Genomic DNA, 19,976 nt, shown 5'->3' on the forward strand with positions numbered 1-19,976 from the left:
CAATCACGCCCCCCACCGATCGCTACGCGATCGCCTCCCCCACGGGGGGAGGTTCTCGCAAGTGCGGGCTCGGTCTGGATCAGCGCCCCACCATCGCCAACCCGGCTTCCGCGTACCGCGCGCCCTCGACCTCGGTCTCAGGCACCGCCGCGGCGATCTTCGCCAGGTCGTCGGCGCTCAGCGCGACGTCGAGCGCGCCGATGTTCTCCTGCAGGCGCGCGGCCTTCGTCGTGCCCGGGATCGGGGCGATGTCGTCGCCCTGCGCCAGCAGCCAGGCCAGGGCCAGCTGGGCGGGCGTCACGCCCTTTTCGCCGGCCAGTTCGACCAGGGCCTCGACCAGCGACTGGTTCTTGGCGATGGCCTCGCCCTGGAAGCGCGGCAGGGTCGAGCGGAAGTCGTCCTTGCCAAAGCCGTCGCCGGCCTTGATCGCGCCGGTCAGGAAGCCCCGGCCCAGCGGGCTGTAGGGCACCAGGCCGACGCCCAGTTCGCGGATGGTCGGCAGCACCTGCGCTTCGATCCCGCGCGTCCACAGCGAATACTCGCTCTGCAGCGCCGCCACCGGCTGCACCGCATGAGCCTTGCGGATGGTGGCCGCGCCGGCCTCCGACAGGCCGAAATGCTTGACCTTGCCCTCGGCGATCAGGTCCTTGACGGTTCCGGCCACGTCCTCGATCGGCACGTTCGGGTCGACGCGATGCTGGTAGAAGAGGTCGATCACGTCGACGCCCAGGCGCTTGAGCGAAGCCTCGGCCACCGCGCGGATGTTGTCGGGCCGCGAGTTGACGCCGCGCATGCGCGGAACGCCGGCTTCGTCGGGGGCGATGTCGAAACCGAACTTGGTGGCGATCACGACCTTGTCGCGGAAGGGCTTCAGCCCCTCGCCGACCAGTTCCTCGTTGACGTACGGGCCATAGACCTCGGCGGTGTCGAAGAAGGTCACGCCCAGGTCGACGGCCTTGGCCATCAGGTCGAACATCGCCTGCTTGTCGGGCGCGGGCCCATAGGCCCAGCTCATGCCCATGCAGCCAAGACCGAGGGCCGAGACCTCCAGGCCGTCGCCGAGTTTGCGCGTCTTCATGGGCAGCTCCTTTTTGGAGAATTTCGATCGCGGCCCTCGCCGCGACGGCTGGGAGATGGGTCCGTCGGGGCGCGACGATAACCGCTTGCGGTCTCAACGCACTCCTGAGCATCTCTCAGCAATGTCCACGCGCCCCCTGCCCGACCTCGCCGTCTTCGCCCTGGTCGCCGAGCGCCGCAGCTTCCGCGCCGCCGCCCAGGCCCTAGGCGTCACCGCCTCGGCCCTCAGCCACTCGATCCGGAATCTCGAGGCCCGCCTCGACGTGCGCCTGCTCAACCGCACCACCCGCAGCGTCGCCCCCACCGAGGCCGGCGAGCGGCTTCTGGCGAGGCTCGGCCCGGCCCTGGCCGACATCGACGCGGCGCTGGACGAGGTGGCGATGTTCCGCGACCGCCCTGCAGGGCGCCTGCGCGTCAACGTCGCCAGCACGGCCGCCCGCATGCTGCTGGCCCCGCGCCTGGGCGGCTTCATGAACGCCTATCCCGACGTGCGGGTCGAGATCGTCTGCGAGGACGCCCTGGCCGACATCGTCGCCGGCGGCTTCGACTGCGGGGTGCGGCTGGGCGAGCGGCTGCAGGCCGACATGATCGCCGTGCCGCTGGGCGGCGAGCTCTCCCAGGCCCTGGTCGCCACGCCCGACTACATCGAACGCCACGGCGCCCCCACCAAGCCCGAAGACCTGATGAGCGGCCATCGCTGCCTGCTGGTGCGGCGCGCCTCGGGCCAGCCCTATCCGTGGGAGTTCGAGTGCAAGGGCCGCCTCGTCGTCGTCACCCCGCCGCCGGCCCTGCTGACCGACAACGGCGTCGTCATGCTGGAGGCCTGCCGCGCCGGCGCGGGCCTGGCCTTCCCCTTCCGCGAGGCCGTCGCCGACGACATCGCCGCCGGCCGCCTCGTGGCCCTGCTGGAAGACTGGTGCGAGCCCTTCCCCGGCTTCTTCCTCTACTACCCCAGCCGCCGCCAGCTCTCGCCGGCCCTGCGGGCGTTCATCGACTGGATGCGGGGCTAGGCCCCCTCTCTCTTTGAGAGAGGGAGGGGCCCGCCGCGAAGCGGTGGGAGGGTGCTTGCAGGCGAACCCCGGCGCGCCCGGCTGTGCTGATCGGCGAATTGAACACGAACGGCCTCACGCCAGCCCTGTCGGCCAAAGCCCAAACCCGCCCTCGCTTGCCCTGTTCGGATAGTCTGTAACCTCTCACCCTCCCACGCCTCCGGCGTGGGCCCCTCCCTCTCTCCATGAGAGAGGGATTTGGAACGCGCCCCCAAAAATTCTCCTCGACCCTGTCGGCATGGCGGGCGTTCCTTCGTCCTCGGGAAGACGCGGCGGTCCGTCGCGAAGGAGGAGGAGCAACGCCATGCCGAAGATCTCGCCGTTCCTGTGGTTCGATACGCAGGCCGAAGAAGCCGCGAACTTCTACGTCTCGATCTTTCCCAATTCGAGGATCGTGTCGGTGAACCGCTATCCCGACGACGTGCCGCCGCCGGCCGGGCCGGGCGGTTCGGTGTCGACGGTCTATTTCGAACTCGACGGCCAGCCGCACGTGGCGCTGAACGGCGGGCCGCACTTCAAGTTCACCGAGGCGATCTCGCTGTCGATCGACTGCGACGGCCAGGCGCAGGTCGACCACTACTGGGACAGCCTGCTGGCCGGCGGCGGCCAGCCCTCGGCCTGCGGCTGGCTGAAGGACAGGTACGGCCTGTCCTGGCAGGTCACCCCGCGCCAGTTGATCGAGCTGACCACCGGCCCCGACAAGGCCGTGGCCGGCCGGGTGTTCGCCGCGATGATGCAGATGGTGAAGATCGACGTGCCGACACTGGAGAAGGCCGCGCGCGGCGAATGATGCAGATTTAATCCGGGTAATATTGACTCACCTTTTTATCCGGGTGAATTTGGCGACCGCTTTCGAGAGGCCGTCCGATGTCCGTCGCCCAGATCCCCGCCGTCGCCCGCGCCCTGCGGGCGACCTTCGCCACCGACGTCGTCGACGCCGAGACCCGCCTGACCGGCGGGCTCTCGGGCGCGGGCAGCTGGCGCGTCCGCGTCGGCGGGATCGCCTATGCGCTGCGGGTCGACGCCGCCCGCGACGCGGTGCGCGATCCGGCCCGCGCCCAGGCCTGCCAGCGCATCGCCGCCGACGCCCTGCTCTCGCCGCGCCTGCGCCATGCCGACCCGGCCGGCGGGGTCACCATCGTCGAGTGGATCGACGCCCGGCCCCTTTCCGACTTCCCCGGCGGCGGGCCGGCCTTGCTGGACGAGCTGGCCCGCACCGTGCGCCTACTGCACGAGACCCCGGCCTTCCCGCCGCTGATGGACTATGTCGACGCCCTGGACGGCCTGATGAAAGGCCTGCTGGCCAGGCCGCTGCTGGCGCCCGAGACCCGCGGGCGGCTGGCGGCGCTGTGGGCCGAACTGGCCACGGCCAGCCGGGCGGCGGGCGCCGAGCCGGTCTCCAGCCACAACGACCTCAATCCCCGCAACATCCTCAGCGACGGCGCCCGCCTGTGGCTGGTGGACTGGGAGGCCGCGTTCCAGGCCGACCGCTATGTCGACCTGGCGGCCGTCGCCAACCTGTTCGCCCCCTCGCCCCAGGCCGCCGACCGACTGCTGACCGTCTATTTCGGCGCCCCGCCGGGCGATCGCCAACGGGCTCGCCTGGCCCTGGCCCGGCGCGTCAGCCACCTGTTCTACGCCGTGATGTTCCTGACCCTGGCGTCGGACGAACGCCCGGGCGCCCGCCTGCCCTGCGATCCCTCCGCCTGGCCGCTGCAGCAGTTGCACGCGGCCATGGGCGAGGGCCAGCCCCTGCTGGAAACCTGGGAGGGACGCCTCGAATACGGCCTCGCGCGGCTCGACGCGGCGACATGAAGACGGTCTGAAAGAACGTCGTTACAAAGCCGCTTGACTCAAACTCTACATATATCGCTAATAGCGACATGACCCGCGCACCCAACATCTCGCGCCAGACGGTCGGCGTGCTCGCCGCCCTGCTGGCCCAGCCCCAGGCCTGGCGCTACGGCTACGACCTCTCCAAGGAGACGGGCCTGAAGTCGGGCACGCTCTATCCGCTGCTGATGCGGCTGTCCGACCAGGGCTACCTGGAGGCCGAGTGGCGCCAGCCGCTCCAGCCCGGCCGCCCGGCGCGCCACGCCTATCGCCTGACCGCCGCCGGCGTCGCCCTGGCGCGCCAGCGCGCGGAGGCCCAGCCCGGCGCCGTCTCGCTCCAGCCCTCGGTGGTCCGGCCATGAGCCTCGCCAAGCGCCTGCTCGACCACGCCGCCGCCGTCCTGCCGGCCGCCCAGCGCGACTGGGCCGCGGGCATGAAGGCCGAACTTTCCGCCATCGACGCGCCGGACGAGGCCCTGGCCTTCGCCGCCGGCTGCGTGCTCGCCGCCTATCGCCGAAGGATCAACCCCATGCGCATCGCCCTGACCTCAGCTCGCCTGTTCGTCGCCGCCCTGGCCATGCTGGCCGCCGCCTTCCACGTACTCCCGACCGGCTACTGGCTGCTCGTCCTGGCCGACCTGAAACTCAGCGGGATGGAAGGATGGGCCGGCCGGCTGGGGATGTTCCGCGGCGCTTCCGCCGAGCAGGCGATCGGCAGCCTGATGCAGTTCCAACCGTGGAACTTCATGCTGACGCTCGTCATGGGCTTCAGCTTCGCGGCCGCGGCCTGGTTCGTGGTCAAGGGCCGGATGCGCGGCCTGTTCGTCGCCGTCCTGGTCGGCGCCCTGACCCATACGGCCCGAAGCGCCATGCTGATGGCGTTCTGGCCCGCCCCGTCGCATCTGGGCTTCGCCTGGCTGAACATCGCCGCCTTCGGCCTGCTGCTGGCGGCCGGACTGTCGCTCCACGGCCTGGACCGCTGGACGCGGCCCAAGCTCGCCGCCGCCTAGGCCGCCGCGGGCTCGGCCAGCCAGGTCTCGACCGTGGCGTAGAGCAGGTCCTTCTGGATCGGCTTGGCCACGTGGTCGACCATGCCGGCCTCGCGGCACTGGGCGATCTGCTGAGGCAGCGCATCGGCGCTCATGGCGATGATCGGCACGGCCGAGACCGGGCCAGGCAGGGCCCGGATGGCCCGGGTGGCGGTCAGGCCGTCCATGCCAGGCATGTGGATGTCCATCAGCACGATGTCGAAGCCGCCGCCCCGGGCCATGTCGACCGCCTCCTGGCCGTTCTCGGCGGTGACGACCTCGCAGCCGGCCAGGGCCAGGAAGGCGCCGCCGATCTCGCGGTTCATCGGATGGTCGTCGACCAGCAGGATGCGCGCGGCGGCGATCCGGCCGCCGGCCGCGACCGCCACCGGAGGCGCCGCCTCGCAAGGCTGCGCCGCCAGTTCGATCCAGAAGGTCGAGCCCTGGTCCGGGTTGGCGTTCATGCCGATGCGCCCGCCCATCAGCTCGACCAGCGCCTTGCTGATCGCCAGGCCCAGGCCCGCCCCGCCGAACGCCCGGGTCACCGAGCTGTCGCCCTGGCTGAAGCGCTGGAACAGGCGGTCGCGCAGTTGCGGCGGCACGCCGATGCCGGTGTCGACGATCTCGATGCGCAGGTGGTCGGCGTCCTCGCCCGGCGTCACGGCCAGACGCGCCGTCACCCGTCCGGCCGGGGTGAACTTCACGGCGTTGTTGAGCAGGTTCAGCAGCACCTGGCGCAGGCGGTCGGCGTCCAGCCCGTGATCGCGCCCCGTCTCGCCCGTTGCCTCGACCTCCAGCGCCAGACCCTTGGCGCGGGCGTCCTGGGCGACGATGGCGACGGCGTCGCGCAGCACCGCCTCGGCGCGCGCGGCCCCGACCTGCAGCTCCACCCGGCCGGCCTCGACCCGCGAGAAGTCGAGCACGTCGTTGACCAGGGTCAGCAGGGCGCCGCCGGCCCCGTCGATAAGGCCCACGTGCCGGCGCGCCTCGGGCGCCAGGTCGTCGCGGTCGGCCAGAAGGCGGGTGAAACCCAGCACGCTGTTCAGCGGCGTGCGGATCTCATGGCTCATGGTGGCCAGGAACTCGGTCTTGGCCTGGCTGGCGGCCTGGGCGCGGGCCTGGGCCTTGCGGGCCAGGGCCTGGCGACGCACCAGAAGCTGCTTGAGGCGCTGCTGGTTGGCGAGCGCCAGGGCGGCGGCCAGGCAGGTGAACAGCAGCGCGCTGACCAGGAACTGCAGGGCGTGCATGCGCTCGGAGGCTTGGGCCCGCGTGGCGGCCTCGGCGACGATGCCCAGCACGCTCAGCGGCGCGGCGATGGCGGCCACGATCACCGTCGTCCAGGCCGCACCCTTCGGACCCAGCCGGAACGCCACCAGCACCCCGGCCGGAAACACCAGGAACGGCAGGGCGTGGCCGGGCCGGCCGAACGCGATCAGGGCCGCGACCGCCACCATCACGTAGCAGGCGATCTTCTCCCACACCGGCCGCTCGAAGCCGCGCTGGATGCCCCGATCGAACAGGATCAGGGCGATCGGCAGGCCGGCCGTCATGCCCAGCGCGTTGACGAACATCCAGTTCTTGATCAGCACCGGCAGCGAGACGTTCAGCATCGGCGCGCTGGCGAAGGCGCCGATCACGGCCAGCACCGCGGTGATCGGCAAGGCCAGCCCCACCACCCGCAGGGCCTGGGCCAGGTTCTTCATCCTTGGAGGCCCGCCGAAGGCCCTGCGCAGCACCACCGCGATCAGGGCGGCCTCGATGGTGTCGAGCACCGTGAACAGCGCCGTCATCGCCGGCGCCGTACCGCCCAGGCGGTCGAGCAGCACGTGGCAGATGGTGGTGACGACCAGCAGGATCAGGCTGCGGCGCGGGGTGAGCAAGACAAGGCCGCCGGCCAGCAGGCCGTTGCATGGCCACAGGGTGGCCATCCCCGACGGCCCCCTTGTCAGCAGGTCGCAGTAAGCGATGGTGACGGCGTAGGCGAAAATCAGCGCCAGCAGCAGGCGCGTCTGTCGCCCCTCGCCCTCGAACCCGTTTGAAGCCACCATACGCGTACTCGCGATCCCCTCGTCCCCCGACGAAATCGCCGGCAGGATCGCGCCTAACCCCGCCTATAAGGTTAAGACGAAACGGGAATTTCTCACGACGGGCGCGATCAGGCCTTCTTGACGAACTCGGTGCGCAGCACCAGGCCCTTCACCTTGTCGACATTGGCCTCGATCTCGTCGGGATCGCCGGTCAGGCGGATCTTCTTGACCAGCGTCCCGCGCTTGAGGGTCACCCCGCCCGAGCCCTTGACCTTCAGGTCCTTGATCAGGGTGACGTTGTCGCCGTCGGCCAGGATCGCGCCGTTGGAATCGCGGGTTTCGTCGGACATGGAAAGACTCCTCGGCCTCGCCGCTGCGAAGCCCACACATAAAGTATGGGCTTCTTAGAGCGCGTCGGAGGCAAAGTCTAAGCGGTTTCCGCCGCGCCTACTTGGCCCGGCCCAGGCACGGCGCGCCGTCCGGCCCGACGGCGCCGTTGCAGATCCGCTGGGCCAGCATCGACTCCTTGCTTTCGACCAGGGTCTTGGAGCCGTCCCTGGCCCGTTTCAGCGTGAAGGCGTCATAGAGCTTGCCGCTGGCGGTGTAGGCGGAAAAGCCCAGCTTGTCGGCGTCGACGTCGATCACCTGGTAGAACTCGGTGTCGGCGGCGACCTTGTCGGGCTGGGTCAGGGCGCGGTCGTTCAGCGCGTACATCTTCGAGCCGACCACCGAGACCACGTAGACCGGCCCTTGCGGCTGGCCGGCGGCGTGGCGACGGGCGGCGTCGACCTTGCCGGCCTCGCTGGTCAGGCGAGCGTAGCAGTGGTCGTGGCCCTGCAGCACCAGATCGACCTTGCGGGCCTCGAACACCGGCTTCCAGGCGGCCTTCAGCTTTTCGGTGTCGTTCGGACGCGCGCAGGTGAAGATCGGCTGGTGGAAGGTGACGATGTTCCACTTGGCCTTGCTGGCCGCCAGGGTCTGGTCCAGCCAGCGGGTCTGGGCCTCCAGCGCGCCGAGGTCGAGGGCGGCCGTGCCGTCCAGGATGATGAACCGCACGCCCTGGTAATCGACATAGTAGGTCGTCTGCTTCACCGGCTCGGCGCCGTTGGTCGGCAGCACGAACTGCAGCGGCCAGTAGGGGCCGAGCTTGCGGCTCTCGGTCCCGTCCGGCCTGGCCACGTCCACGTACTCGTGGTTGCCCGTGGCCGGCAGCTGCGGAACGGTCGAGAAGTTGTAGGCGCCGGCCGCGGTCCACTCGCCCCACTCGTCGTCGTGGTCGAGGTCGTCGCGCTGGGCCACCAGGTCGCCGGCGTGCAGCACCAGGGCCGGCGCGGCCGTCGACTGGAAGCCCTGGCGGATCACCCGCGAGCCGATCGGCAGGATGCCGTTCTGGGTGTCGCCCAGATAGAGGAAGCGGAACGGGCGGAACGTCGCCGCGGCGGTGTGGAACTGCAGCCACTCGCTCCAGCCGTCGGCGCCCTTCACGCGGTAGACATAGGCCGTATCCGGCGACAGGCCCGTCAGGCGGGCCTGATGATAGAGGGCCGGACCGTTGGCGCTGTCGATCGCCTGGGTGGTTCCCGACAGCGTCTTGGCGTGGAACGCCAGGCTGGGGCCGTCGATGGCCGGCGCCAGCTGGAGCTCGGCGCCCGCCTGGCGCGGATCGGTGCGCCAGGCCACCGCCATCTCGCGCGCGGGATCAGCGCCCGCGGTCAGCACGATGCGGTCGGGCAGGCCCTTGGGTTTGAACGGCAGGCCGGGCGAGCGCGGGATCGGCTGGGGCGCCTCCTGGGCCAGGACCGGCGCCGTCGCCAGCACCGCCAGCCCGATGGCCGCCGCGCCGACCAGAAGTTTCCGCAGCCCCATGATTTCCCTCCGTCGACTGACGACCAACGCGTCCCGAACCGTCGCCGCGGTTCCTGCCCGGGTTCCGTGACAGATTGACGAAGGTCGCTCGCCTTTTCGGCCGCGGACGGCCTAGGGTGCGGACTCAGTTGGCGTGCAAAGAAACGTGTCTTCCCGGCCGGCGGAGCGCGTCAGCGATCCGTAGAGCCGGGATCTCCCACGTTGGCAGGTTCTGAACTGTGGGAGATCCCGGCGCTCCGCTGCGCTGCGGCCGGGATGACAACTGCTATAAGCTATTGAAACAGATAACTCATTGCCCTCGGTCAATTGAGTACCGACCCTAGGGGGCGGCGGTCCCGTACCAGTCGCGCCCGTCGCCGTCGGCGCTCAGCACCGCGGCGATGGCCTGGTCCTGGCGGGTGATCGTCAGGCGATGGGTCCACAGCGGCACCACCAGGCGCCCCTCGGCGTCGAAATTGCCGCCGCCCACCCAGACCCGCACGGCCTTGCCGTCGCGCTCGCCCACGGCCGACAGCCGCACGCCCTTCTTGGTGATCTTGTCCAGCTTGATGGCCACCGTCACCGGGCCGATCAGATCCTCGGCGCTGGCCTCCAGCCTGGGGCCGTCGTCGACCGGGAAGCCGCCCACGAACAGGTCTCCGGCCAGCCAGGACTCGCCGCCGACATTGATGACCTTGAAGCCGTCGCCCGCCGTCTCGACGCAGCCCATCTGCGTGACCTTGCCCTGCACCGAGCCGTTGACGAACGGTCCGCACCACTGCGCCACGTACGGCCCGCGCGCCACGGCGTGGAACACCGCCCCGGCCTCGCCGCGCTTGTTGATGCCCAGCATGTTCGACACCGGGTACTCGGTGGTCAGCCGCGCCGTCGCCAGGTGGCTGGCCGGCAGGGTCGCCAGCGCGCCGCCCTCGCCCACCGCGCCCTCGGCCGCCTTGGCCTGCGACAGGTCGAAGACCAGGCCCGCCGCGCCGATCTTGGCGTCGGGAACCGGCGGCAGATCCAGGATGTCGGCGCGCGCGGCCTCGATGCGCTGGGCGAGGTCGGGCCGGGCCAGCAGGGCGGCGAACCAGGCCTCGCGCTCGGGCTGCTTCTTGGCCGCCTTCAGGGCCGCCTCCTCCTCGGCCGTCAGGCTCACCTTGGTGTAGCCGCGGGCGCGCATGCAGCGCTCGTAGCTGGCGCGGCGGGCCTTGGCCTCTTCCAGGCCGGCCAGGAAGCCGGTGGCCAAGGCCGCGCCCGCCGAGGCGGCCACGCCGCCACCGGTCACCACGGGCGGCGGCAGGCCGGGCGTCGGCACGCCCTTGGCGTAGTCGGTGCAGACGGTCTCGTCGGCCATCTGGCCGGGCAGGTCCTTGCCGAGCTGGGTGAACACGCGGATCGGCTTGGCCGCGTGCGCCAGTCCGGGCGCGACGACGAGCAGGCCGACGACAGCGGCGACGATCGATTTCTTGGACATGGAACCCCCGTTTCCAGGGGCCGATCTATGGCAAGCGTCACCGCACGCCACAACCCGGAGTTTGTGACAGCCGCGCTTTTCGCGCCCGAAACCCTTTCGCTCTCAGTCCTTGCGCCCCAGCGGGTGCTTGGTGCGCACCACCTCGGCCAAGTGCTCGCCGGCCACGTGGGTGTAGATCTGGGTGGTGCCGATGTCGGCGTGGCCCAGCAGGGTCTGGATGACCCGCAGGTCGGCTCCGCCCTCCAGCAGATGGGTGGCGAAGGCGTGGCGCAGCACGTGGGGGCTGACCTTCTCGCGGTCGATGCCGGCGGCGATCGCCGCGTCCTCCAGCAGTTGCGACACTCGCCGCGCCGTCAGCCGCCCGCCCTTGCCGCGCGAGGGATAGAGCCACGGGCTGTCCTTCTGGCCCTTTGGCAGAAATTGCAGCCTTCCCTCCAGATAGGCCTTCACCGCCGCACGGGCCGCATCGTTCAGCGGGGCCAGCCGCTCCTTGCCGCCCTTGCCCTTGACCATCAGGAAGGCCGGGTCGCGGGCCAGGGCCGACAGCGGCAGGGCCAGAAGCTCGCTGATCCGCAGGCCCGAGGCGTAGAGCAGCTCGATGATGCACGACAGGCGCAGGCCCTGGGCGCCGTCCTTCTCCGCGGCGGCGGCCAGCAGGGCGTCGATCTCGGCCCGCGACAGCACCTTGGGCAGCGGCCGGCCGGCCTTGGGCGCGACGACGCGGCGCGAGGGATCGTCGGCGCGCCACCCCTCGCCCAGGGCGAAGCGATAGAACTGCCGTACGGCCGAGCGCCGCCGCGCCGCCGTGGCCGGCGACAGGCCGCGCGCCCCCAGGTCCTGGAAATAGGCCTCGATCGCCTCCGCGTCGGCCGCGTCCAGGTCGTTACCCGAGCGGCCCAGAAAGCCCCGGGCGTCCTCCAGGTCCTTCTCGTAGGCGCGCAGGGTGTTGGCGGCGGCCGCCCGCTCGACGGCCATCATCTCCAGGAAGGCCTCGACCCAGCCCTCTGCCTTTGCGCTCATTTCTTCTTCGCCGCCGGCTTGGCGGCGGGCTTCGGCGCGAGGGGAGCCGGCGGCGCGGGCAGCAGGCCCTCCACGGCCAGGGCCCGTGCGTCGGCGGAAAGACCGGCGCGGTTCAGGGCGGCGACGATGCGGGCGCGATCGGCGGCCGAAGGTCCGGCGACGCCGGCGTCGGCGGCGACCGACAGGGCCAGCACCGCGGCCTCGCCCTTGCGGCCGGCCGCGGCCGCCGCGTCCAGCAGCGCCAGGCGTGCGGCCGAAGCGTTCGACTTGCCGCCCTCGAAGCCGGCGAAGGTCGCGCGGTCCTCGGTGCTCAGCGTCCCGCCCAGCGCCTGCAGCACCACGGCGGCCGGCTGGACCGGCGACTTGGCGCCGCCGCTCGCGCCCAGCTCCACCAGCCGGTCCAGCGCCTGGTCGGTCGAACCGCCCGAACTGGCGGCCAGGGCCGCGTCGAACAGCGCCAGGTCCTGGTTGCCGACGCCAGGGATGGCGTCGCCGGTCATCTTGCCCCGGATCGCCTGGGCGGTCTTCACGTCGCCCGCGGTCAGGGCCGCGCGCAGGAACAGGCCCGGATCGGTCAGCGGCGCGTCGGCGGCCACCATGGCCGCGATCAGCGGCGCGGCGCCGCGGGCGGCTGCGGCGAAGTCCGCTCCCGGCTTGGCCGACTTCAGGAACGCCCAGTCGGCGGCTTGCGCGGCGGCCAGATCCGTGGCCGGCGGCGCCAGCAGCGGCCGGGTGGCCGGGGTCGCGGTGGCCGCGGCGGCCTGGATGTCGAGCCCCAGTTTCTTCGACAGGGCGTAGTTGATCCCGGTGCGCAGGTTGGCGCCGCCCGTCGGCGCCGCGCCCGACAGCAGGGCCGGCATCAGCCGGGCGTAGTCGGCGTCCTTGCCCTGCTGCTGGGCCAGGTTGAAGGTCAGCTGGGCCTCGGCCGTCTGGCCGGCCCGCGCCTGGCAGAAGGCCCGCAGCCGCAGCCAGTAGCCCGTCCCGCGATCGGCGCTCAGCGCGTCGGCCACGGCGCAGGCGCGGTCGTCGTCGCCGGCGATCAGATTGGCCTCGGCCGCGGCCATGGCCAGGGCGGCGTTCTGGTCCAGGCCCGGGGTGCGGTCCATCACCCGCTTGGCGCCGGCCGCCTCGCCCAGGGCGATCAGGGCCAGGGCCCGCGCCCCGCCCATCTCTGGATCATCGCCAACGCCCGCCGGCGCCCGCGCCCCGGTGGCCAGCACCCGCCGCGCGAAGTCGGCGAAGGCCGGCGACAGCGGCTTGGCCCCCAGCTTGGGCAGCGTCTCGCGCATCAGGCCCGGCGAGGCGTCCTTCCACAGGTCGCCCGGCAGGCCGGTGTCGGCGGCGGGGTTCGAGAACAGGTCCGGCGGCGCCAGCGTGCTGACGGCCACCGCCGGGTCCTGGGCGTGGGCGTGCGCCGCGACGGCGAGGACGGAAACGGCGGCGGCGAGCGCCAGCGGGGAACGCGAGGGAAAAGCCATGGTCCCTACTATGGCAAGGAAGCGCGGCAGGCAGAAGACGGTGCGGCGGCCGAACCGGGGCGCGAGCGCGTAACCCCGGTCGGCCATAAAAGCTTGCAGGCCGGCCGCGTTCGGGTTCACTGCCCGAACGTACAGCTTGCCTTTCGCGAGCTTGAGCCCGTGGGGGGCTCCATGCGCCCAGCCGGGCGGGAGTGGTCGAGCCGCGTCGATCATCCATGGGAGACCCCTCCGCATGCCCACCACCCTGTCCGCCGCTCGCACCGCCCTTGGCCCCCTGGCCCGACTCTGGCTGGGACTGCTCGGGGCGGTCATCCTGGCCGCGGGCCTGTTCTTCCTGATCGGCGGCGGCAAGCTGCTGGCGCTGGGCGGCAGCCCCTACTTCCTGGCCGCCGGCGCGGCGCTGGCCGTGTCGGGCGCGCTGATCTTCCGGGCCAGGACCACGGGGGCGTTGCTGTTCGGCGCGGTCTTCGTGCTGACCATCGTCTGGGCGCTGTGGGAGACAGGCCCGTCGTTCTGGCCGCTGATCTCGCGCCTGCTGGCGCTGAGCGTCGGCGCGGCCGTGGTCGCCTTCTCCTATCCGCTGATGGCGCGGGCCAGCGGCAGGCCGCCGGCCCTGGTTCCCGCCCTGGCGACCGGCGCGGTGCTGGCCCTGGGCGCAGGCGCCGGCTTCGCCGCCATGTTCTTTCCCCACCCCACCGTGGCCTTCACCGGCGCGGCCGCCGCCCTCGTCCCCGTCGATCCGGCCAAGGCCCAGAAGAACTGGGAGGCCTATGGCAACACCGCCGGCGCCAGCCGCTTCGTGGCGCTAAACGAGATCACCCGTGACAATGTGAAGGGCCTGAAGGTCGCCTGGACCTACCGCACCGGCGACGTCGCGGTCAGCGACGGCAACGGCGCCGAGGACCAGGACACACCGCTGCAGGTGGGCGACACGGTCTACATCTGCACGCCGCACAACAACGTCGTCGCGCTGGACGCCGACACCGGCGCCGAGAAGTGGAAGGCCGTCGTCGACGCCCGCGCCTCGGTCTGGATGCGCTGCCGGGGCCTGGCCTATTTCGACGCCGGGGCGCCGCTGCTTCAGCCCACCGCCGCCGGCTCGACACCCGTCCCGGCCGCGACGGTGCCCGAGGGCGCGCCGTGCCGCCGCCGCATCCTGATGAACACCATCAACGCCGCGCTGATGGCCTTCGACGCCGACACCGGCAAGGCCTGCCAGGACTTCGGAACCGCCGGCCGCGTCGACCTGAAGGCCGGCCTCGGCGACGCGCCCGACCCGCAGTACCAGCTGACCGCCGCCCCGACCCTGGCCGGCACGACCGTCGTCGTCGGCGGCCGCATCGCCGACAACGTCCAGGTCGACATGCCCGGCGGCGTGGTGCGCGGCTTCGACGTGATCACCGGCGCCCTGCGCTGGGCCTTCGATCCGGGCGATCCGTCGATCACCGGCGCCCCGCCGGCCGGCAAGACCTACGCCCGCTCGACCCCCAACGTCTGGTCCTCGATGTCGTACGACGCCGCCTCCAACACCGTGTTCATGCCGGTGGGCAGCGCCTCGGTCGATCTCTACGGCAAGACCCGCAGCGCGCTCGACCACCGCTACGGCGCCTCGATGCTGGCGCTGGACGCCACGACGGGCCGCGAGAAGTGGGTGTTCCAGACCGTCCGCAACGACCTGTGGGACTTCGACGTGCCGATGCAGCCCAGCTTCATCGACTTCCCCAAGGCCGGCGGCGGCAGCGTTCCGGCTCTGGTCTTCGGCACCAAGGCTGGCCAGCTCTATGTGCTCGACCGCGCCACGGGCCAGCCCCTGACCAAGGTCGAGAATGTGCCGGTCAAGGCCGCCGACATCCCCGGCGAGCCCTACGCCCTGACCCAGCCCCGCTCGACCGGCATGCCCCAGATCGGGGCCCAGACCCTGAGCGAGGCCGACATGTGGGGCGCCACGCCCTTCGACCAGCTGCTGTGCCGCATCGCCTTCAAGGGCATGCGCTACGAGGGGCTCTACACCGCCCCCGGCACGGACAAGTCGCTGAGCTTCCCCGGCTCGCTGGGCGGCATGAACTGGGGCGGCCTGTCGACCGACCCGACCACCAACACCCTCTTCGTCAACGACATGCGCCTTGGCCTGTGGGTGCGGATGATCCCGCAGGACACCAGCAAGGCGGCGGCCTCGGGCGGCGGCGAGGCGGTCAACACCGGCATGGGCGCCGTGCCGCTGAAGGGCACGCCCTATTCGGTCGACAAGAACCGCTTCCTGTCGGTGCTGGGCATCCCCTGCCAGGCCCCGCCCTACGGCACCATGACCGCCGTCGACATGACCACCCGGAAGATCAAGTGGCAGGTCCCGGTCGGCACGGTGCGCGACACCGGCCCCCTGGGGATCAAGATGGGCCTGCCCATGCCGATCGGCCTGCCCACCCTGGGCGGCAGCCTGGCCACGCAGGGCGGCCTCGTCTTCTTCGCCGGCACGCAGGACTACTACCTGCGGGCCTTCGACTCGGCGACGGGCAAGGAGGTCTGGAAGGCCCGCCTGCCGGTGGGCAGCCAGGGCGGCCCGATGAGCTACCGCTCGCCCAGGACCGGCAAGCAATACGTGGTGATCACCGCCGGCGGCGCGCGCCAGTCGCCCGACCGCGGCGACTACGTCATCGCCTACGCCCTGAAGTAGGCACGCCCCGGCCGCCCCGCCTCCCGCACCATAGTTGTCGTTCGTCGAATGCTCGGACTTCGACGGACGACAACGGCGCGACGGGCGCCGAATGCTGTTGCGGAAAAACTGTCATCAACCTGTGAAATAGACGCGGCGCTGAAAACAAACGGCGCCGTGGGCAACAGTTCCCTGTGGCGTTTCCGTCTCGGGGGATGCCTTAAGATGCTGCAACGGTCCGCCAGCGCGATCGCGATCGCCGCCTGCCTCATGATCGCCGCCCAGGCCAAGGCGGCCGACACCGCCGCGACGACCTCGACCGCGGCCGCCGAAGAGCTCGACGGCGTCGTCGTGGTCGGCAGCGGCCAGACCCGCTCGGTCTCGACCCTCACGCCGGCCAGCCTCGAAGTGCTGCCCCCGGGCACGAGCGTGCAGAAGGCCCTGAACTTCCTGCCGGGCGTCAGCGCCCAGTCGATCGACGCCCTGGGCGTCAACGAGCAGTCGCTGTCGCTGCAGGTGCGCGGCTTCAACACCACCCACCTCGGCTACACGCTCGACGGCATGCCGCTCGGCGACGGCGCCTACAACAACTACAACGGCCTGACGATCAGCCGCGCGCTGATCTCCGAGAACCTCGGCCGCGCGGACCTGGCCACCGGCATCGCCGGCCTGTCGATCCCCTCGACCAGCAACCTCGGCGGCGCGCTGATCTACGTCTCGGCCGATCCCAAGAAGGAGATGGGTCTGTCGCTCAGCCAGAGCTACGGCAGCGAAGACACCTGGCGCACCTTTGCGCGCTTCGACACCGGCGAGCACAACGGCTGGTCGGCCTACCTGTCGGGCCACTACGCCCAGCAGGACCTGTTCGTGAACCAGCCGGTCTACAACAAGTCGACCGGCAAGCAGTTCAACGGCAAGCTGACCTACAAGGGCGAGCGCGGCCAGGTGACGGCCTTCGCCGACATCTCGCGCACCAACCAGGCCGACGACGCCTACCTGTCGAAGGACATGCAAAGCCGCCTGGGTTGGGACTGGGGCGGCTACGCGCCCGACTGGAACGCCTACGTGTCGCGCGCCGCCTGTTCGGTGGCCTCGCTGGCCTCCAAGTGCGTGACCTCGACGGCGCCGGAAAAGCTCAGCGACGTCACCTTCACCAACGGCCAGATCCTGCGCAACGACGACCTGTTCTACATCGCGGCCGACTTCGACATCACCCCGACGCTGAAGGCCCACGGTCAGGTCTACAAGCACGAGAACAAGGGCGCCGGGAACAACTTCATCACCGGCCTGTCCAACCAGGGCACGGCGTCGACGGCCGACGACCTGCCGGTGCAGATCCGCGACACCCGCTACACCATCGACCGTGACGGCGTGATCGCGAGCCTGGCCTGGACCGCCGGCTTCAACCATCTGCAGGCCGGCCTCTGGCTGGAGCAGAACACCAGCAGCGCCGCCCGCTACATCTGGACCAACGTCACCGGCCCGTTCAGCCTGGCGCAGTACCTGAAGGGCCGTCCCGACACCGCCCAGTGGGTGCAGAAGACCGACTGGACCACCCAGCAGTTCTACGTGCAGGACACCATCACCCTGCTGGACGACGCGCTGAGCATCGACTTCGGCTTCAAGAGCACCAACGCCAAGTCGACCGCCACGGCCCTGCCCGGTATCGCCAAGGCGCCGGCGGCCGCCTCGACCCAGTTCGCCAGCGGCTCGCTGAAGGCGTCCGACAGCTTCCTGCCGGAAGCCGGCGCGCGCTGGCGCATCGCGCCCGGCCACGAGGTGTTCGCCAGCTACGCCGAGAACATGGCCATGTTCCAGGGCGGCTTCAAACTGGGCCCGCAGTCGGTCAGCCAGGCCGTCTGGGACGCCCAGGGCAAGTACCTGGAGCCGGAGACCTCCAAGAGCTTCGACGCCGGCTACCGCTATGTGGGTGAAAGCCTGCAGGTCTCGATCTCGGCCTACGAGGTCGATTTCGACAACCGCCTGCTGCAGTACAACCCCTGCCCGACCAACCAGCAGCAGAACCCCGGCTGCGGCAACTCCTTCCACAACGCCGGCAGCGTCACCAGCAAGGGCGCCGAGCTTGGCGTTCTGTGGAAACCGCTGTCGTGGCTGAACTGGTACAACTCGGCCTCGTACAACAAGTCGACCTACGACGAGGACCTCAACTGGTGCTCGGGCGCGACCTGCGTGATCAAGAAGACGGCCGGCAAGCAGCAGGTCGACACGCCCAAGGAGATGTTCGCCAGCGTGGTCAGCGTCAAGCGCGGACCGTTCTCCGCCTCGCTGCAGGGCAAGTACACCGGCCGTCGCTACTACACCTACACCAACGACCAGAGCTTCGGCGGCTACACCACCTTCGACCTGGGCCTGGCCTACCGGTTCGACCAGGTCGGCGTCATGAAGGGCGCCAAGGCCTCGCTGAACATCACCAACCTGACCGACAAGCGCTACGCGTCGAACTTCGACAGCAGCGTGTTCGCGCCCGACGACGCGACCGGCTCCATCCTGGTGTTCCATTCCTCGGCGCCGCGGCAGATCTTCGCCACCATCGGCTTCGACTTCTAAGCACGGAAGCCTGCGCCTCCCCGCCGTCACGGGCGGGGAGGCTCTTTCACGAAACATGGCGCCCGCCCCAGGAATAAGCGGAACCCAGGGCGTGGCGGCGGGGGCGCGGGTCGTGTATCGGGGGAACCGACCATGACCGCCGATCTCGTTCCGCCCCGCTATCCAGACCTCCGTGACCGGACCATCGTGCTGGTCGGGTTGATGGGCGTTGGCAAGTCCAGCGTCGGGCGCCGCCTGGCCAACACCCTCGACCTGCCGTTCCGTGACGCCGACAACGAGGTCGAGCGCGCCGCCGGCCGCTCGATCCCCGAGATCTTCGCCGAGATGGGCGAGGAAGCTTTCCGCGACGGCGAGCGCCGGGTCATCGCCCGCCTGCTGGACGAGCCGCCGCACGTGCTGGCCACCGGCGGCGGCGCCTTCGTCAACGCCGAGACCCGCGCCCTGATCAAGGACAAGGCCATCGCCGTCTGGCTGAAGGCGGACCTGGAGCTTCTGGCCCGCCGCGTCGGCCGCAAGGACGGCCGGCCGCTGCTGAAGAACCGCGACCCCATGGACGTCCTGCGCGAGCAGGCCGTGACCCGCTACCCCGCCTACGGCGAGGCCCACCTGACCGTCGAGACCGGCGACACGCCCCACATGGTGGCCGTCGAGGCCGTCATCGCCGCCCTGCAGGGCCGCCTCGCCGCCGCGTCCGCTACCGGAGAGTAAGACCGTGATCAGCACCGTTCCCGTGGGCCTGGGCGATCGCGCCTACGACGTCGTCATCGGCACGGGCCTGATCGACAAGGCCGGCGAGCACGTCCTGCCGTTCCTGGCCAAGCGCAAGCGCTGCGCCGTGGTCACCGACGCCAATGTCGGCGAGCACCATGTCGAGCGCCTGTCGGTGTCGCTGGAGAAGGCCGGCGCCTCGGTCGACGTCATCGTGCTGCCGCCGGGCGAGGAGACCAAGAGCTTCGAGGGCCTGGCGCACCTGTCGGACCAGTTGCTGGCGCTGGGCCTGGAGCGCGGCGACATGATCGTGGCCTTCGGCGGCGGCGTGATCGGCGACCTCGCCGGCTTCGCCGCGGCGATCTACAAGCGCGGCGTCGACTTCATCCAGATCCCGACCTCGCTGCTGGCCCAGGTCGACAGCTCGGTCGGCGGCAAGACCGCCATCGACACCCCGCGCGGCAAGAACCTGATCGGCGCCTTCCATCAGCCGCGCCTCGTCCTGGCCGACCTCGACGTGCTGGCCACCCTGCCCGCCCGCGAGCTGGCCTGCGGCTATGCCGAGGTCATCAAGTACGGGCTGCTGGGCGACTTCGACTTCTTCGAATGGCTGGAAAAGAACGTCCACGCCGTGCTCGAGCGCGACACCCAGGCCCTGGTCCGCGCCGTCGGCCGCAGCGTCGAGATGAAGGCCGAGATCGTCGCCGAGGACGAGAAGGAGGCCGGCCGCCGCGCGCTGCTGAACCTCGGCCACACCTTCGGCCACGCCATCGAGGCCGAGATGGGTTTCGGCGACGCGCTCAAGCACGGCGAGGCCGTCGGCGTGGGCATGGCCCAGGCCTTCCGCTTCTCGGCCGCCCAGGGGCTGTGCCCCGCGCAGGACGCCGTCCGTGCCGTGGCCGCGATCAAGGCCGCCGGCCTGCCGACCACCCTGGCCGAGGTGCGGCCCGAGCCGTTCGACGCCGACGCCCTGATCGCCCACATGGGCCAGGACAAGAAGGCCGAGGGCGGCGCCCTGACCTTCGTGCTGGTGCGCGCCATCGGCGACGCGTTCGTCGCCAAGGGCGTCGATCCGGCCCCGCTTCGCGCCTTCCTGGTGAGCGAAGGCGCCGCGGGCTGAAGCGGTTGCAAGACGGGCGTTTCTGCTCGTCCGCAATCCCGCTTCCCTAAAGGCCAAGCTTGTTTACGATCGAGCGGAACCGCCGTGGTTGCGGCGCGTT

General features: G+C 70.9%; 16 protein-coding genes. 9 read left to right on the forward strand and 7 right to left on the reverse strand.

The genetic code is table 11. The annotated features are described in order from the left end of the window. Positions 1–79 precede the first annotated feature (79 nt). Positions 80–1,078, reverse strand: coding sequence for an aldo/keto reductase (locus G5B46_RS09945; protein WP_165258258.1), 999 nt, complete (start codon positions 1,076–1,078; stop codon positions 80–82). 121 nt (positions 1,079–1,199) lie between these two features. On the opposite strand from G5B46_RS09945, the gene G5B46_RS09950 reads away from it, so the two are divergent. The 5 genes from G5B46_RS09950 (at position 1,200) to G5B46_RS09970 (ending at position 4,968) form a co-directional block, all read left to right on the forward strand. Then, positions 1,200–2,087 (forward strand): LysR family transcriptional regulator, encoded by an 888-nt coding sequence (locus tag G5B46_RS09950; RefSeq protein ID WP_165258260.1) that lies wholly within the window; start codon positions 1,200–1,202, stop codon positions 2,085–2,087. 343 nt (positions 2,088–2,430) lie between these two features. Beyond that, positions 2,431–2,916: a VOC family protein gene (locus G5B46_RS09955; RefSeq protein ID WP_165258262.1), complete on the forward strand. Its 486-nt coding sequence runs from the start codon at positions 2,431–2,433 to the stop codon at positions 2,914–2,916. Positions 2,917–2,993: 77 nt separating this feature from the next. Continuing rightward, the gene (locus G5B46_RS09960) at positions 2,994–3,941 is read left to right on the forward strand and encodes a phosphotransferase (RefSeq protein ID WP_165258264.1); all 948 of its coding nucleotides are present in this window, start codon (positions 2,994–2,996) and stop codon (positions 3,939–3,941) included. A 68-nt stretch (positions 3,942–4,009) separates the two neighbouring features. Continuing rightward, positions 4,010–4,321, forward strand: coding sequence for a PadR family transcriptional regulator (locus G5B46_RS09965; RefSeq protein WP_165258266.1), 312 nt, complete (start codon positions 4,010–4,012; stop codon positions 4,319–4,321). Further along, positions 4,318–4,968 (forward strand): hypothetical protein, encoded by a 651-nt coding sequence (locus G5B46_RS09970; RefSeq protein WP_165258268.1) that lies wholly within the window; start codon positions 4,318–4,320, stop codon positions 4,966–4,968. Before G5B46_RS09965 ends, G5B46_RS09970 begins: the two co-directional genes overlap by 4 nt. Here the strand turns inward: G5B46_RS09970 and G5B46_RS09975 are convergent. From G5B46_RS09975 to G5B46_RS10000, 6 genes are all read right to left on the reverse strand, one after another. Next, positions 4,965–7,034 (reverse strand): ATP-binding protein, encoded by a 2,070-nt coding sequence (locus G5B46_RS09975; RefSeq protein ID WP_165258270.1) that lies wholly within the window; start codon positions 7,032–7,034, stop codon positions 4,965–4,967. The genes G5B46_RS09970 and G5B46_RS09975 overlap by 4 nt on opposite strands. 107 nt (positions 7,035–7,141) lie before the next feature. After that, positions 7,142–7,363 (reverse strand): alkylphosphonate utilization protein, encoded by a 222-nt coding sequence (locus tag G5B46_RS09980; protein ID WP_058349252.1) that lies wholly within the window; start codon positions 7,361–7,363, stop codon positions 7,142–7,144. Between the two features lie 97 nt (positions 7,364–7,460). Then, the gene (locus G5B46_RS09985; RefSeq protein ID WP_165258272.1) at positions 7,461–8,879 is read right to left on the reverse strand and encodes a metallophosphoesterase family protein; all 1,419 of its coding nucleotides are present in this window, start codon (positions 8,877–8,879) and stop codon (positions 7,461–7,463) included. Positions 8,880–9,198: 319 nt separating this feature from the next. Next, on the reverse strand, positions 9,199–10,332 hold the full coding sequence (locus G5B46_RS09990) for a hypothetical protein (protein WP_165258274.1): 1,134 nt from the start codon (positions 10,330–10,332) through the stop codon (positions 9,199–9,201). A 102-nt stretch (positions 10,333–10,434) separates the two neighbouring features. Beyond that, positions 10,435–11,352: a tyrosine recombinase gene (locus G5B46_RS09995; RefSeq protein ID WP_165258276.1), complete on the reverse strand. Its 918-nt coding sequence runs from the start codon at positions 11,350–11,352 to the stop codon at positions 10,435–10,437. Then, entirely contained in the window at positions 11,349–12,830 is a 1,482-nt protein-coding gene (locus G5B46_RS10000; RefSeq protein WP_165258278.1) for a hypothetical protein, read from the reverse strand. The genes G5B46_RS09995 and G5B46_RS10000 overlap by 4 nt, the downstream gene beginning before the upstream one ends. Before the next feature lie 232 nt (positions 12,831–13,062). Here G5B46_RS10000 and G5B46_RS10005 point away from each other — a divergent pair, with 232 nt between their 5' ends. The 4 genes from G5B46_RS10005 to aroB all read left to right on the forward strand — a co-directional run bounded on the left by G5B46_RS10005 (position 13,063) and on the right by aroB (position 19,876). Further along, the gene (locus G5B46_RS10005; RefSeq protein ID WP_165258280.1) at positions 13,063–15,501 is read left to right on the forward strand and encodes a membrane-bound PQQ-dependent dehydrogenase, glucose/quinate/shikimate family; all 2,439 of its coding nucleotides are present in this window, start codon (positions 13,063–13,065) and stop codon (positions 15,499–15,501) included. A 204-nt stretch (positions 15,502–15,705) separates the two neighbouring features. Next, positions 15,706–18,048: a TonB-dependent receptor gene (locus G5B46_RS10010; protein ID WP_205691580.1), complete on the forward strand. Its 2,343-nt coding sequence runs from the start codon at positions 15,706–15,708 to the stop codon at positions 18,046–18,048. 132 nt (positions 18,049–18,180) lie between these two features. After that, the gene (locus tag G5B46_RS10015; protein ID WP_165258282.1) at positions 18,181–18,756 is read left to right on the forward strand and encodes a shikimate kinase; all 576 of its coding nucleotides are present in this window, start codon (positions 18,181–18,183) and stop codon (positions 18,754–18,756) included. Positions 18,757–18,760: 4 nt separating this feature from the next. Further along, a complete protein-coding gene (gene aroB / locus G5B46_RS10020) occupies positions 18,761–19,876 on the forward strand; it encodes a 3-dehydroquinate synthase (protein WP_165258284.1) in 1,116 nt (371 codons plus the stop codon). Positions 19,877–19,976 lie beyond the last annotated feature (100 nt).

This window comes from Caulobacter sp. 602-2, from assembly GCF_011043625.1.
Lineage (GTDB): Bacteria > Pseudomonadota > Alphaproteobacteria > Caulobacterales > Caulobacteraceae > Caulobacter.